Source organism: Psychrobacter alimentarius, from assembly GCF_001606025.1.
Taxonomy (GTDB): domain Bacteria; phylum Pseudomonadota; class Gammaproteobacteria; order Pseudomonadales; family Moraxellaceae; genus Psychrobacter; species Psychrobacter alimentarius.
On sequence record NZ_CP014945.1, the window covers coordinates 1,644,010 to 1,657,555 of the forward strand.

The following is a 13,546-nucleotide window of genomic DNA, read 5'->3' on the forward strand; positions in this document are numbered from 1 at the left end:
AGGGATCTATCGTGTTAAGTCGAATTACGTTACGTCAGATGGAATATTTTGTCACTACCGCAGAAAGCGGCAGTATCATCATTGCGTCTGAAAAAATACATATCTCCTCGCCGTCAATATCGGCCGCGATTGCACATATGGAAGAAGAGCTTCATGTCCAGCTGTTCATTCGCCAGCATGCTAAAGGTTTATTGTTGACCGAGATCGGCGAGCAGGTCAAAGATGCCTGTAAAGTGATTTTGGCACAATCCTCTGATCTGTATTCAATGTCGGCTGACTTCACAGGCATTATGCGCGGCAAGATCAAAGTCGGCTGTTTTTCAGCCTTTGCGCCTTTTGTTTACGCTGAAATCATACATGGATTTGCAAATTTGTATAAGCAGGTAGATGTAGAAGCGGTGATTGACGATCATCACAATTTAACGCAAGAGCTTACAAAAAACACTTTAGATCTGGCTTTACTGTACGACTTACATATCGATGAGAACATCATCAATTTTACACCGCTGGCTGACTTACCGCCGTACGTTTTATTGTCTGAGACGCACCTGCTGGCCAAGCACAAGGCGGTGACGTTAGAAGAGCTGGCCGAATATCCAATGATCCTGCTCGATATGCCCTACAGTAATGACTACTTCCTATCTTTGTTTCGCAAAAACAACCTCAAGCCCAACATTATCGACACCTGTAAATATGTCGATGTGATTCGCTCGATGGTGGGTAACAACATTGGCTACACCATCTTAAATGTTCGCCCAAAGAGCAACTTATCTAACGATGGTAAAAGGTTGGTCATGGTTAGAATATCTGGTGATATGAGGCCTATGAAAATCGGCATCGCCACGCCCAAAAACGCCACCCTGACCAATGTCCAACAGGCCTTTTCAAGTCGCTGCCAAGCTTTTATTTCCAACCAATACATACCTGGCATGAGTGTCTCATATTTCTCCGAAGCACATATCAAAAACCAAAAAGAATAAGGAAGGCAAATGCAACATCACTCAGAATGCCTAGCCGTATTAGAACAACTCATTGCTTTTGATACCACCTCTTATAAGAGTAATTTACCACTGATTGACTACGTCAAACACTATTTAGATCATAAGAATATCGACATCACTATCAATTATAACGACGCGCAGAACAAAGCCAATCTATTCATTAGCACAGGCCCTAAAGACAGCGCTGGCGTGTTGTTGTCAGGCCATACCGATGTGGTACCTGTTGATGGTCAAGACTGGGACACTAACCCTTTTGAGGCCGTCATAAAAAACAACAATGTTTATGGTCGTGGCAGCGCCGATATGAAAGGGTTTATTGCCTGCGCGCTAGTCATAATGAAAAGGGCCGCGGACATGCCCTTAACTTATCCGCTGCATCTGTGCCTATCCTATGACGAAGAGATCGGCTGCGTGGGTGTCAGGCACATCCTAACGCAACTGAGCAGCTTAATTGTCCCGCCTAGAGTGGTGATTATAGGGGAGCCGACCTTGATGGATGTGGCTACCAGTCATAAAGGCAAGGCCGTGTTTCAAGTACAGTTTTATGGCACAGAAGGACACTCTGCTCTTGCGCCCAATTATGCCAACGCCATTCACGCGGCAAGTAGCTTTGTCCAAAGCTTGATTGACAGTCAGCAGGTGGTTGCCAAAGAAGGGCATCTAGATACGGGGTATGACATTCCGTACTCCACCATTCATGTGGGTAAGATTAACGGCGGAACAGCGTTAAATGTCGTGCCCAATCTGTGTCAGTTAGACTATGAAATCCGCAATGTCGCAGAAGACAGTATTGCCGCGATTCAAACACAGATCTTAAAGGATTTTGCGGCAAAAGATGCCATCTATCGTTATGAGCTGCAAGACATCAATCAGTATCCTGGGCTAATGACCAACCAAGCGCAGCCAGAATTAAAAAGTATCCAGGCGTTATTGCCACAGTCCAACATCACCAAACTCTCTTTTGGTACAGAGGCAGGCTTGTTCCAACAATGTTTTGACTCTCCTATTTTGGTTTGTGGCCCAGGCTCTATCGAGGTTGCTCACAAACCCAATGAATACATTGCTATTAGTCAATTAAACGCTTGCAGTCACTTTTTAGACAAGCTTGTTGCGACGTTGTTATAGCTTCACTCCTTAACGAATTTTAGAGGACAGATCATGCAATTTGATTGGGCATATACTTTTAGCTTGCTAAAAGACACAAACTTCTGGCAAGCCACCTTAACTGTGATTGAACTTAGTGTATTGGTATGGATTTTGGGTATCGTCCTAGGTTTTGTGATGGCACTGGGCAAAAAATCTAAACTCAAACCTGTCTCGTTATTAAGCCGCGCTTATATCTGGTTATTTCGCAGTATTCCTTTGTTGGTACTTTTGATCTTCATTTACAGTATGCCGCAGGTGTTTCCACAAACCAGCGTGATCTTATCTTCGTCGTTCATGTCTGGTCTAATTGCCTTAACGTTATGTGAAACCGCCTATATTGCTGAGATTCATCGCGGTGGTCTCAACTCAGTCCATCAAGCTCAGATAGAAGCGGGTAAGGCGTTAGGTATCAAGCCGATGGGCATTCAGCGACTGATTGTGGTGCCACAGGCGCTAAGAATCGCCTTACCTACATTGAGCAACGAGTTTGTCGTTATCGTTAAACTCACCTCACTGGTATCAGTTATTTCTCTGACAGAAATCCTACTGGTTGGACAGCGTTTGTATGCACAGAACTTCTTGGTGCTTGAAACCATGTTGGCGGTCGCGTTTTACTACATCTTGATTGTCACTGTTTTTGGCTTCTTGATTCAACGCTTTGAAAAGTTTATCGATATTACGCAAAAGAAGCCTGGTATTTTGAAAGAAGGTGAGTTGGTTGGTAATATCAGTAGCAATAAATCATTGAATAATTACAAAGAAATAAACCAAGAGCGAAAAGGCGATTATGCACTGGAAGCCATTAATATTCACAAATCTTATGGCGAGCACCATGTACTAAAGGGTATTGATCTTAACGTAAAATGGGGCGAGGTGGTGTCTATTATTGGCCCATCAGGCTCAGGGAAAACTACTTTTATTCGTACGTTAAATAGCTTGGAGACACTTAATAAAGGCACGGTTAATTTGATGGGTAATCCTTTTCTAAAAGATACTGTTCTTACCGATAAATCTAAGCCCTTTAAAGAGCAAATTATAAATATCGGCATGGTGTTTCAGAATTTTAATTTGTTCCCGCATAAGACTGTTTTAGAAAATATCATGCTGGCACCTCAGTACCATAAGGTATATGACAAAGGCATCAATCAGCTGACCGCAATTGCGATGCTCGACAAAGTCGGTATGAAGTCCCATGCAAAAAAATACCCGCATCAGCTCTCAGGTGGGCAACAGCAGCGGGTAGCGATTGCCAGAGCCCTCGCGATGGAACCTTCTATTATCTTGTTTGATGAACCAACGTCTGCCTTAGATCCTGAGCTGGTCAGTGAAGTATTAAAAGTAATGGAACAGCTTGCCAAAGAAGGCTTGACCATGATTATTGTCACGCACGAAATGAGCTTTGCATTCGATATTTCCGACCGTGTCATCTTTATGGAAGGTGGTCATATTGTTGAGCAAGGATCACCTGAGGCGCTTAGAAACAGTACCAACGAGCGCTTTAATCAGTTTGTACAAAATATCAATTAAAAGTAAGAACTCGTTTTCATAGATCAGTTTTTATATCAATCAGAGTCGCCAAAAAACCCCTTAATCCATAGATATAAGGGCTTTTTCTTTAGTATTGCATTTTTTATATCAGACAAGTATGGATAGGCTGGACAAACAAAGTTTTTACTAAAAAAATTATTCAATAAAATCAGGTTCTTGTATCAGCAGTAACCTTTTAATCTCTTCTAAATGTGCTTCGCTAAAGTCCTCTATAGACTCCCAGTCTTGAGCCGTCTTTTCTGCGATGTCGTCAGGAATGAGGCGCAATGGCTGATTGGTCGCATAGGCGGTTGTGAGCACTTGGCAGGCGCGCTCAATGGTGTACATGTCATCAAATGCCACACCGATACTGTGCGAGCCGATAAGTACCCCGTGATTGCCCATCATCAGACGACTATGCTCGCCTAATAAGCTGGCGAGTCGTTTGCCTTCCGCATTGCTATCAGCCATACCTTGATAGCAATCATCGTAGCTCACACGATTAAAATAGCGCGCCGTGTTTTGATCAATCGGTTTAATGGTCGGATCTTTTAACGTTGAGATGGTAGTCGTATAAATCGGATGCAAATGCAGCACGCATTTGATATCTGGTCTTAATAGATGGATTTGACTGTGTATGGCCCACGCGGTTGGGTCAATTTTTGCCAATAACTCATTATCAGGATTATTGGTATCTAACAAGATTAAATCACTCGCTTTAATGGTTGAAAAGTGCTGCCATTTTGGATTGATCAGAAATTGACTACCATCTTCAGATACCGACGCACTGAAATGGTTGGCAACCGCCTCATGCATATTCAGGCGTGCAAACCAACGAAAACAAGCGGAAAGATCAATGCGTGCCTGCGCTTCACTTTTGAGATTATTACTCTTAGATTCACTCATAAATCACCTCTGTATGTAAAATTATTACTATACAGAGTGCATTGAAAACAAAGCGATTTTTTTAAATAGGATTTGCAGTAGTAGTGGGTAGGTTTTTCAAAATTGCTTTTAATAGGTCGTCTTTAGTATAACTGAGTTAAGCGATAAAGATGTTACCAACACATTTAATACGGTTGTTTAAATTCATTAACCCACTAGGAATGACTACGATGAAGCCATTAAAAATGATATTACTTTCTACCGCTGCAGGCTTAGTATTAAATGCCTGTTCGAGTGAAGCACCTACCAGTAGTCAAGAAAGCAGCACCACTGCTACTGAGAGTGCAGGTGCTGATAAACGAGTACTAACCATAGGCTCTGATATGACCTTTCCGCCTTATGAGTATTTGGATGAGCAGGGCAATCCGGGCGGGGTAGATGTGGAGATTATGGCCAAAGTAGCGGAGCTTAATGGTGATATCACACCCAAATGGGAAGATACCAGATGGGCAAACCTCATTCCTGGGCTGAAAGGGGACAAGTTTGATGTGCTGTATTCATCAATGTACATCACTAAAGATCGCTTAGCGCAGATTGATATGATTCCTTATTACAAGACCGACATCTCATTGCTGGTGCGTGGTGACTCAGACCTTGCACCTCAAGGGGCAGATGACTTATGTGGTCAAAAGGTTGGTGCGATGAAAGGGACAGAATTTGTCAATCAATTAGGAAAAATATCCGCCAAATGTGTTGAACAAAACCAAGGCGCTATCGAAATTCGTGAATACGAAACCTCACCGCAAACCTCTCAAGCATTACTCTCTAGAGCTGTAGATATTCAATATGATGATGCCGCCGTCATGAAAGCCGCGGAAATGAAACTTGGCAATCGCGTCAAAATCACTTCAACACAAGAGTTATATCCCATTGTCGGCGGGATTGGCGTGAAAAAAGGTGATACTGAAACTTATCAAATCATCTCGGACGGTATAGAAAAAATGAAACAGTCTGGTGATCTAGAAAAAATACTGAGCGTCTACGGTCTAACCGTTCCAAGCCAAGCAGATATCGATCAAATAATGAATTAATCGGATAAGCAGCATAAGTAAAAAAGGAAGGAGTATTAAATGTTAACCAATGAACAAATTAAGCAGTATCACGATAGAGGTTATTTAGTAGTAGAAAACGCTATTGACTCTACTGATCTCACAGACCTTCTTAATCAAATAAATTTTTGGATAGATGAGAGTAAGGTACATACCGAAGCTTGGGGATCAACATTAGATGGTAGAGCAAGGTTTGATATTGATCCAAAAGATCACAGTGCCAAAAACCCCTCTCTACGCCGTGTTACATCACCGACAGAAATATCTGAGTCCTTTGCCAATATGGCATTTAAATCCAATATGTCAGAAATGGCAAGTGACTTGATAGGTGGTAATGGCACATGCTTTCACCATAGTAAAATCAATGCCAAGTTGTCCAATACGTCGACTACCGTCAAATGGCACCAAGACTTTCCATTTACGCCGCACACTAATGATGACATGCTCACCGCATTATTGATGATTGGTGAGGTTACGATGGAAAACGGACCGCTACTGGTGGTGCCCGGTAGTCATAAAGAAGATCTGTTTTCCCATTGGGAAAATGGGAAATTTGTCGGTAAAGTGAGTGATGACATAGAAGCGAAAAAATGCCAACAGTTTGTACCCTGTATCGGTAAGCCAGGTTCTATATGCTTTATGCATAGTAGGTTGCTGCATTCATCAGGGCCGAACAAAAGCGACTTGCCCAGATACTTATTCATCTCCGTATACAAGGCAGAAGATGCACATGCGCTATCACCAAACCCGCTACCAAGTAAGCATGAAGGCGCTTTGGTAAAAGGCGCGATAAGTGGTAATGTTAGATTGACTCCCAACCTTGTACAGCTGCCAGAAATACCTAAGGGTGCATCGTTTTTCACTCAGCAAGAAATGGCAACGATGGGTTAGTCTGATTTTAGATTACACAATAAAAACCAGTTGGATTACCGTATAAATAAGAGACTATAGGCTAGGCCTTATAGAGAGCATAACTTCTAGGGCTTAGCCTCTTATCGAATAGCTTTGATTGTTTAATTTCTCTAGTCCAAATGCTAGGTACTAGTTTGTTATTCCATTGCACATTACCGTTAAAAAAACGTCTTAACTATCATTAAACGCTTCCATAATGATGTTTGCACATTGTTCAGGCGCTTCCATTGGTAGCAGATGCCCATTATCCGACAGCTCAATGATTCGTTCGTTAGGTACAAGGTTTTGCCAAACTTTACGAACTTTATCGCTAATAAACATAGAAGGTTTACCAACGATAATAGTGTAAGGCAAACCAATAGTATTAAGGTCTTTTAAAGCGCCATTGACAAAGGGGGTATCGAAGTAGCTTGCCAACTCTTGCTCAGGGGTAAACAGCAAGTTGTATTGTCCTTGCTCATTTTGGATGAGACTATTTTTTGCAAAGACATAGAGATTGCTGTCATCAATACGCTTAAAGGCACGATGTGCCCGTAGATAGTTATAGTACGATTCAACGCTTTCCCACTGTGCTTGCTTGGCTTGTGTGCTTTTAAAAGGTTCTTGAGTTATCTTTAAATCATCAGGTGCTGAGTTCATGATGAGCATCTGCGATTTGGTAAAAGTAACGGGCTCTATTAAGTATAACTGTGAAAATAGCTCTGGACGCTTAGCAGCTGCAATAGCAGTAGCAGTGGCGCCTTGAGAATGGCCAATACCTACGACAGGGTTATCCTGTGTCTTCTCTAAAAAATCAATCAATATATCAGCATCTTGCTCGCGAGTGAGCTTCTTGAGGGATGGTAGATCGTACCAATAACCACGCATAGCAAGACTGTTGATAGTAAATTGCTCACTGAGCTTGGTTAATAGCGGCAGATAGACACCAGTAGTAAAACCATTACCGCCATAAAAATGTGCAGGAGATAACGGGGCGTTTTCATTATTATTAACCAAAGCAGATAAGTCATAATAGCGGGCTTTTTTATCATCTAGAGTCATTGCCCGTTCGAATGCTTGCATAGTATTGCCCCTATTATTCGTTAACTATCAAAATTTTCATCAATTATCAAAAGCATATTAAATAAAAATCTATCATTATGCTCATGGCTGCATATCAAATATCAAACAGGTTGTGATGGCATGGGCATATAGTTTGCCATCAGGGCCAACGATACGACCTTCAGCCGTTGCGGTTTGTCTCCCGACATGGATAATATTAGCCTCAGCACGTACTAGCGGAATGGCTTTGGTCAAAGCTCGAATCATATTTACTTTAATCTCGAGCGTGGTATAGCCTTTGCCGGCGGGCAAGGTAGAATGAATAGCGCAGCCGACAGCAGAGTCAAGAATGGTACAAAACCAACCGCCATGTACGCTACCTAATGGATTGTAATGTTGCTGACTGGGTCGACCTTGAAAGATGGCTTTACCGCCTTGTATGTGGATAGGAATAAAATCGAGCGTTTCACCAATCGGTGGTGAGGGCAACTCTCCTGCAAACATAGCATCAAAAAATGATTGACCACTCATGCTGGCTAGTTGATTAGGCGAGGTTATCCCTACAGAGCCTAATGTGGCGCGTATACGCGAATCATCAACTTGCCAATTAGCCAGCGTATTATTAACATCTGTTTTTGTAACATCCATTTTACAATCCTTGTGTATGGGTTGTTTATACATTCTATTTGGTGGGCGCAGCTTATAAAGGCCGAGCAGATTTTTTGGAAGAGAATTAGTATAAGATAATATAGTTACTACTAAAAAGATAGTAACTCTTAAAAAGATAGTTACTATGTATATTTATTATCGTACTTTCATTATTTCTAATAGAAGTGCTGGCAGGTAGCATAAAATTTTAGGCTATCTATGCCAATATGCATGCATGAGGATGGTAGCTGTTGGTGAGTATGTATCGCTAAAAGAATTCTTTAAAGCAACAAAACGTGTGGATGATTTAAAGGCGAGTTAAGCAAGATTTTTTTTGCTGGATAACACGAACACAGGCAGTAGCTTATGAAAAAGAGTTGATTGTGCAAAATAAGGGTTGAAAAAGCATCAAGAAATATTAACTCTTAAAATCTATATAAAACGCTTATTTAAACTTTTTCTGGATGGCACGTTTACCAATCTCAACACCAGTCACTTTGTCAATGACGACAGGTTGAATCTCTTCACTTGTCTCAGAATCTACAAAAATAGCCCTCTGATCGTATTCTGAACAAGGCCTATGAGTAAGACCCCATTCCCTTAACATGAATAGTATCGGTAGTATATCTTGACCTGCATCCGTTAGTAGATACTCTTCGCGCGGTGGCTGTTTTGAGTAGCGGTGTTTTGTCAATACACCTTCTTCGACTAGAGTGATTAAACGTTTGGTCAATACTGAAGGTGCAATGCCTAGACTGTTATGAAATTCATCAAATCGTGTCAGTCCCATATGAGCATCGCGTAAGATCAGCAAGCACCAAGGATCGCCAAATATTGAAAGGTTGTGAGCGATAGGGCAAGCAATAAGGCTGGGGCGATCTAAAGACACTTTAGCCATAAATATCAACATTAATTTTTGATTTATAAATATTATACCTTAAACGGTCGTAACTTTAGAGACCGTCTTTCAGTCGAGAGTATCGCCGTTTTTTTAGTGAGTCACCATTAAAAGACATCAAAATATTGCGCGAAACTGAATAGGGTTAGAAGGCGAAAATGCCTTCACAAATTATTTTTTTAGGAAAATTTTTGATGCTTTGCTACCTAAATAAATATTATTTGAGCTTCAAAGCATCAATAACGGCTCGTAGCGCAGGTGACACATTGTGATGCGGATAATATAAATGAAAGCCGCTAAAGGTATGACTGAACTCTCTCAATATATGAATAAGCTTGCCGTTTTTTAGCTCATCTTTAATCATATCGATAGGGACATAACCTATACCCAGTCCTCGTTTTGCAGCATCAATCACTGAATAATCAGTCGAGAACACCCATTGTCCTTGCGTCTTTAATTTATATGGTTGACCATCAATCATAAAATCCCAGTGATACATACCGCCACCCATGAATCGATAGCCCAAGCAGTTGTGTTCGTTCAACTCTACAGGTGTTTTGGGAAAGCCAAACTCATGGAAGTAGTCTGGCGAACCAACCACAGCAATCTCCTCATCGTAGTCGATACGCACCGATATCATACCTTCAGTAACCAAACTACCAAAGCGAACCCCTGCATCAAATTGTGTGCTGATAATATCTGACAAAGCAGTATCGCTGATCAACTCGAGTTCAATATCAGGATATAGCTGTTTGAATTTGGCTAGCTTTGGTAATAGCACTTTATCAATAGCATACTGACCAGCACTAATGCGTACCAACCCCGCAGGCGTTTCGCGCAAATGCTTGAGTCCATCTAACTTCTCATCTAATAAACTAAAACTCTGCTCAGCGGTCACAAACAATGCTTTGCCTGCATGTGTTAAAGACAAGCTACGTGTGGTTCTCGTGAATAACTGTAGACCTAAGCGCTGCTCTAATAACTTAATAGAGCGGCTCAGGGCGGATTGTGATATCCCAAGTTTGACAGCAGCTTTAGTAAAACTACTCTCTTGAGCAACCAATAAGAAAGCATGCAGCTCATTATAATTCTCTTGTTGTCGCATATTCATAACCTGAGTGAATAAATAAAAGTTAAAAAATGGGTATTATCACTAGAATCGTAGAAGTATAAGATTATCTCATGACTTTAGAGAATATATTATAAACAATCTTGTCTTGTTTATAACACGGCTATTTCTACTCACACGTTATGAATAATCATCAGATAAGTGATGATTTACTATCAAAAAGGACGACCAATGGCCTTACCATCAATGATCAAAAAGCTTAGCTTGGGAATACTGGTTAGCTCAACTATCCTTGGGGCGAATCATATGGCACAAGCAGCCACATCTACCGTCCCACTTGTACAAAAATGGGATAAAACTTTTGCTAAAAGTGACAGCGTCACACATCAAAAAGTAACATTCAAAAACCGTTATGGCATCACGCTTGCCGCAGATCTTTATATACCAAAAGCTTATAACGGCAAAAAGCTAGCAGCATTGGCTGTTGGCGGGCCTTTTGGCGCTGTGAAAGAACAATCATCAGGCTTATATGCGCAAAAGATGGCAGAACAGGGCTTTGTTGCTATTGCTTTTGATCCTTCGTATACGGGTGAAAGCAGCGGTACGCCTAGAAATGTAGCATCACCAGATATCAATACGGAAGACTTTAGTGCAGCGATAGATTACTTAGGGCTGCGTCCTGAGGTCGATAGAAATCGTATTGGCGCTATTGGTATCTGTGGTTGGGGCGGTATGGGTTTGAATGCCGCTGCGATGGATACGCGAATCAAAGCAGTCGCCACGACCAGTATGTACGATATGAGTCGTGCGATGGGACATGGGGTAGGTGACGGTGATGATCGCTATGATGCGGGCGATCGTCAAGCAGTATTGAAACATCTCAATCAACAACGCTGGGTAGGCGCAGAGAAAGGACAACCTGCGACAGCCAATCATGACCTCTATGTAGACGATAACGGCAAAGTGACCACAGCAGATCGTATTTTGCCCGAAACTTTAGATAGCAATCCAAACCCTGTACAAAAAGAGTTTTTCGATTACTACCGGACGGATCGGGGGTTTCATAAAAATGCGGTGAACTCAAATGGCGCATGGACGGCGACGATGCCTTTATCATTTATGAATATGCCACTGCTAAGCTATATTGACGAGATATCTCCGCGTCCTATCTTAATCATTGCTGGCGAGGATGCCCATTCACTTTATTTTAGTAAAGATGCTTATCAAAAAGCCAAACAACCAAAAGAACTGGTCATTTTACCAAATACGAACCATGTCGATTTATACGACCGCATGGACAAAATCCCTTTTGATAAATTAACAGAATTTTTTAATAGAAACTTGAAATAAAAAAATAGGGTAGTGAGTTACAAAAATAACCGGCTACGTGATGGCCGGTTTTTCGTTTAGCTTAAACCCATTTTTTAATAGATTCTCAATACAATAACGAGAGTGTGTATGTTGAACACCAAAGAAAAAGAAAAAAATGTAGAACAGCCCGCCTATTGGAGTGGGGTTTTTGCCATGACACTGTGCGTTTTTGCATTAATTGCATCAGAGTTTATGCCTGTGAGTCTACTCACGCCGATTGCAGTAGATCTCAGCATCAGTGAGGGGATGGTAGGTCAAGGCATTGCTATTTCAGGTGCTTTTGCGGTTATCACAAGTTTGACGATTTCTCGTGTAGCAGGCAATATGGATCGTAAAACACTATTGTTGCTTTTAACCGCCATTATGGCCATGTCAGGCGTCATTGTTGCACTGGCGCAAAACTATATGGTTTACATGATTGGCCGCGCTTTGCTTGGGGTGGTCATAGGCGGGTTTTGGTCAATGTCGGTAGCTATGGCCATGAGATTAGTGCCACCCTCAGATGTACCGCGCGCCATGGCTATTTTTAACAGTGGCAATGCATTAGCAATGGTCATTGCAGCACCTTTAGGCAGTTATCTTGGCTCTATTATTGGTTGGCGCGGTGCTTTTTTCTGTCTCGTTCCTGTTGCCATTGTAACCTTTATTTGGCAATGGATTAGTTTACCTTCCATGCAGATTGCCACAGATCAAACAGATAAACATCCCACTATTTTAGGGTTGCTCCGTAATCCTATCGTCATGATTGGTATGTTGGCAGTCAGTTTGTTTTTTATGGGTCAATTCTCACTTTATACTTACGTTAGACCTTTTCTAGAAACCATTACCCAAGTTGATATTTCCACCTTGTCGCTTATTTTGCTTGGCATTGGCGTGATGGGGTTTATTGGTACGTGTATTATCAATATATTTTTGGATCGTCGTTTTTATGCGACGCTAATTATGAGTCCTATTTTAATGGCAGTTATTGCATTGACTCTGATATTTTTTGGTACATCGACCATAGTTGTGGCCATATTACTTGGAATTTGGGGTCTTTTAGGGACAGGGCTACCTGTTGGTTGGTGGCGCTGGCTTGCTCAGACGTTGCCAGAAGATGCTGAAGCAGGTGGCGGCTTAATGGTCGCTGTGGTTCAGCTGGCCATTGCTTTTGGTTCTACACTGGGTGGTGTTTTATTGGATCATAGCGGTTTTCAGGCAACATTTGTATTTAGTGCTGTTATTTTAGTGATTTCTGCGTTCTTAACCTCGCGTTTGACCGCGCGATAACTACTTTAGGGGAGTTTGACAGATGAATGTGAACAACCGCATGATCATTATTATGGGTGTTGGTATCTTGCCAGCATTGAGTGCTTGTGCTGACGATCAAAATGGCACATCAAACTCGTCTATTGTGCATGAAAGTTTGACGCAAAAAACAAGCCCCAATAATGCAAAACAAACAATATCAGAAAAGGAGCAGGTGAATATGTGGATAACAATTAATGGAAATCGTTTTGAAGTGATGGCTGAAGACAACGCGACTTCGCATGCTTTTGCGGCACAATTACCCTTAACGTTAAATATGGAGGATTTGCACAGTAATGAGAAGCACGCTCAGCTACCAAATCCACTGCCAACGAATGCCAGTCGTGCAAATACCATTCATAATGGTGACATCATGTTGTATGGCTCATCAACGTTAGTAGTGTTCTATAAGAGTTTTCCTTCATCATATTCTTATACGCGTATTGGCAGAGTGAGCCAGCCTGACAAGTTAGCTGATGTACTTGGACAAAGTAATGTGCAAATTGAATTTAGTCGTGACCAACGCCAATCAATGTCAGTGTCCCACAACAAAAATTTAAAAGTCCACTAGGTTAGTGCTCCGTATTCCCATGAGAAACTTTAAGGAGCACATGATATATGATTGGTTTACGAGGCAGAGGTTATAGCGATT

Annotated in this window: 13 protein-coding genes; 8 read left to right on the top strand and 5 right to left on the bottom strand. The window is 41.6% G+C overall.

Features of this window, described 5'->3' with window-relative positions:
- Positions 1 to 11 precede the first annotated feature (11 nt).
- The 3 genes from A3K91_RS06760 to A3K91_RS14390 are packed head-to-tail and all read left to right on the top strand — an operon-like array spanning position 12 to position 3,674.
- Positions 12 to 980, top strand: coding sequence for a LysR family transcriptional regulator (locus A3K91_RS06760; protein WP_062844578.1), 969 nt, complete (start codon positions 12 to 14; stop codon positions 978 to 980).
- A 9-nt stretch (positions 981 to 989) separates the two neighbouring features.
- On the top strand, positions 990 to 2,126 hold the full coding sequence (argE, locus tag A3K91_RS06765) for an acetylornithine deacetylase (protein WP_062844579.1): 1,137 nt from the start codon (positions 990 to 992) through the stop codon (positions 2,124 to 2,126).
- Positions 2,127 to 2,159: 33 nt separating this feature from the next.
- Positions 2,160 to 3,674 (top strand): amino acid ABC transporter permease/ATP-binding protein, encoded by a 1,515-nt coding sequence (locus A3K91_RS14390; RefSeq protein WP_062844580.1) that lies wholly within the window; start codon positions 2,160 to 2,162, stop codon positions 3,672 to 3,674.
- A 156-nt stretch (positions 3,675 to 3,830) separates the two neighbouring features.
- Here A3K91_RS14390 and A3K91_RS06775 read toward each other — a convergent pair whose 3' ends face one another.
- On the bottom strand, positions 3,831 to 4,580 hold the full coding sequence (locus A3K91_RS06775; RefSeq protein WP_062844581.1) for a class II aldolase and adducin N-terminal domain-containing protein: 750 nt from the start codon (positions 4,578 to 4,580) through the stop codon (positions 3,831 to 3,833).
- 209 nt (positions 4,581 to 4,789) lie between these two features.
- On the opposite strand from A3K91_RS06775, the gene A3K91_RS06780 reads away from it, so the two are divergent.
- Both A3K91_RS06780 and A3K91_RS06785 read left to right on the top strand, forming a co-directional pair.
- The gene (locus tag A3K91_RS06780) at positions 4,790 to 5,650 is read left to right on the top strand and encodes a transporter substrate-binding domain-containing protein (RefSeq protein WP_062844582.1); all 861 of its coding nucleotides are present in this window, start codon (positions 4,790 to 4,792) and stop codon (positions 5,648 to 5,650) included.
- 39 nt (positions 5,651 to 5,689) lie between these two features.
- On the top strand, positions 5,690 to 6,559 hold the full coding sequence (locus A3K91_RS06785) for a phytanoyl-CoA dioxygenase family protein (RefSeq protein WP_062844583.1): 870 nt from the start codon (positions 5,690 to 5,692) through the stop codon (positions 6,557 to 6,559).
- 192 nt (positions 6,560 to 6,751) lie between these two features.
- On the opposite strand, the gene A3K91_RS06790 is transcribed toward A3K91_RS06785, so the two are convergent.
- The 4 genes from A3K91_RS06790 to A3K91_RS06805 all read right to left on the bottom strand — a co-directional run bounded on the left by A3K91_RS06790 (position 6,752) and on the right by A3K91_RS06805 (position 10,272).
- On the bottom strand, positions 6,752 to 7,642 hold the full coding sequence (locus A3K91_RS06790) for an alpha/beta hydrolase (RefSeq protein WP_062844584.1): 891 nt from the start codon (positions 7,640 to 7,642) through the stop codon (positions 6,752 to 6,754).
- Positions 7,643 to 7,723: 81 nt separating this feature from the next.
- Positions 7,724 to 8,269: a PaaI family thioesterase gene (locus A3K91_RS06795; protein WP_062844585.1), complete on the bottom strand. Its 546-nt coding sequence runs from the start codon at positions 8,267 to 8,269 to the stop codon at positions 7,724 to 7,726.
- A 445-nt stretch (positions 8,270 to 8,714) separates the two neighbouring features.
- Positions 8,715 to 9,167: a winged helix-turn-helix transcriptional regulator gene (locus A3K91_RS06800; protein WP_062845908.1), complete on the bottom strand. Its 453-nt coding sequence runs from the start codon at positions 9,165 to 9,167 to the stop codon at positions 8,715 to 8,717.
- A 217-nt stretch (positions 9,168 to 9,384) separates the two neighbouring features.
- Complete coding sequence (locus A3K91_RS06805; RefSeq protein ID WP_062844586.1) at positions 9,385 to 10,272, bottom strand: LysR family transcriptional regulator; 888 nt, start codon at positions 10,270 to 10,272, stop codon at positions 9,385 to 9,387.
- Positions 10,273 to 10,467: 195 nt separating this feature from the next.
- Here A3K91_RS06805 and A3K91_RS06810 point away from each other — a divergent pair, with 195 nt between their 5' ends.
- The 3 genes from A3K91_RS06810 to A3K91_RS06820 all read left to right on the top strand — a co-directional run bounded on the left by A3K91_RS06810 (position 10,468) and on the right by A3K91_RS06820 (position 13,465).
- Complete coding sequence (locus tag A3K91_RS06810; RefSeq protein WP_099046697.1) at positions 10,468 to 11,586, top strand: alpha/beta hydrolase; 1,119 nt, start codon at positions 10,468 to 10,470, stop codon at positions 11,584 to 11,586.
- 108 nt (positions 11,587 to 11,694) lie between these two features.
- On the top strand, positions 11,695 to 12,876 hold the full coding sequence (locus tag A3K91_RS06815; protein WP_062844588.1) for an MFS transporter: 1,182 nt from the start codon (positions 11,695 to 11,697) through the stop codon (positions 12,874 to 12,876).
- Positions 12,877 to 12,898: 22 nt separating this feature from the next.
- Positions 12,899 to 13,465, top strand: coding sequence for a cyclophilin-like fold protein (locus tag A3K91_RS06820; RefSeq protein ID WP_062844589.1), 567 nt, complete (start codon positions 12,899 to 12,901; stop codon positions 13,463 to 13,465).
- Positions 13,466 to 13,546: the final 81 nt, after the last annotated feature.

What these genes read in the sequence shown, in the direction of transcription:
- A3K91_RS06775 (WP_062844581.1), bottom strand. Translation starts at nt 4,580, where the DNA reads ATGAGTGAATCTAAGAGTAATAATCTCAAAAGTGAAGCGCAGGCACGC.
- A3K91_RS06800 (WP_062845908.1), bottom strand. Translation starts at nt 9,167, where the DNA reads ATGGCTAAAGTGTCTTTAGATCGCCCCAGCCTTATTGCTTGCCCTATC.
- A3K91_RS06820 (WP_062844589.1), top strand. Translation starts at nt 12,899, where the DNA reads ATGAATGTGAACAACCGCATGATCATTATTATGGGTGTTGGTATCTTG.
- A3K91_RS14390 (WP_062844580.1), top strand. Translation starts at nt 2,160, where the DNA reads ATGCAATTTGATTGGGCATATACTTTTAGCTTGCTAAAAGACACAAAC.
- A3K91_RS06785 (WP_062844583.1), top strand. Translation starts at nt 5,690, where the DNA reads ATGTTAACCAATGAACAAATTAAGCAGTATCACGATAGAGGTTATTTA.
- A3K91_RS06805 (WP_062844586.1), bottom strand. Translation starts at nt 10,272, where the DNA reads ATGCGACAACAAGAGAATTATAATGAGCTGCATGCTTTCTTATTGGTT.
- A3K91_RS06810 (WP_099046697.1), top strand. Translation starts at nt 10,468, where the DNA reads ATGGCCTTACCATCAATGATCAAAAAGCTTAGCTTGGGAATACTGGTT.
- A3K91_RS06795 (WP_062844585.1), bottom strand. Translation starts at nt 8,269, where the DNA reads ATGGATGTTACAAAAACAGATGTTAATAATACGCTGGCTAATTGGCAA.
- A3K91_RS06790 (WP_062844584.1), bottom strand. Translation starts at nt 7,642, where the DNA reads ATGCAAGCATTCGAACGGGCAATGACTCTAGATGATAAAAAAGCCCGC.
- A3K91_RS06815 (WP_062844588.1), top strand. Translation starts at nt 11,695, where the DNA reads ATGTTGAACACCAAAGAAAAAGAAAAAAATGTAGAACAGCCCGCCTAT.
- A3K91_RS06780 (WP_062844582.1), top strand. Translation starts at nt 4,790, where the DNA reads ATGAAGCCATTAAAAATGATATTACTTTCTACCGCTGCAGGCTTAGTA.
- argE (WP_062844579.1), top strand. Translation starts at nt 990, where the DNA reads ATGCAACATCACTCAGAATGCCTAGCCGTATTAGAACAACTCATTGCT.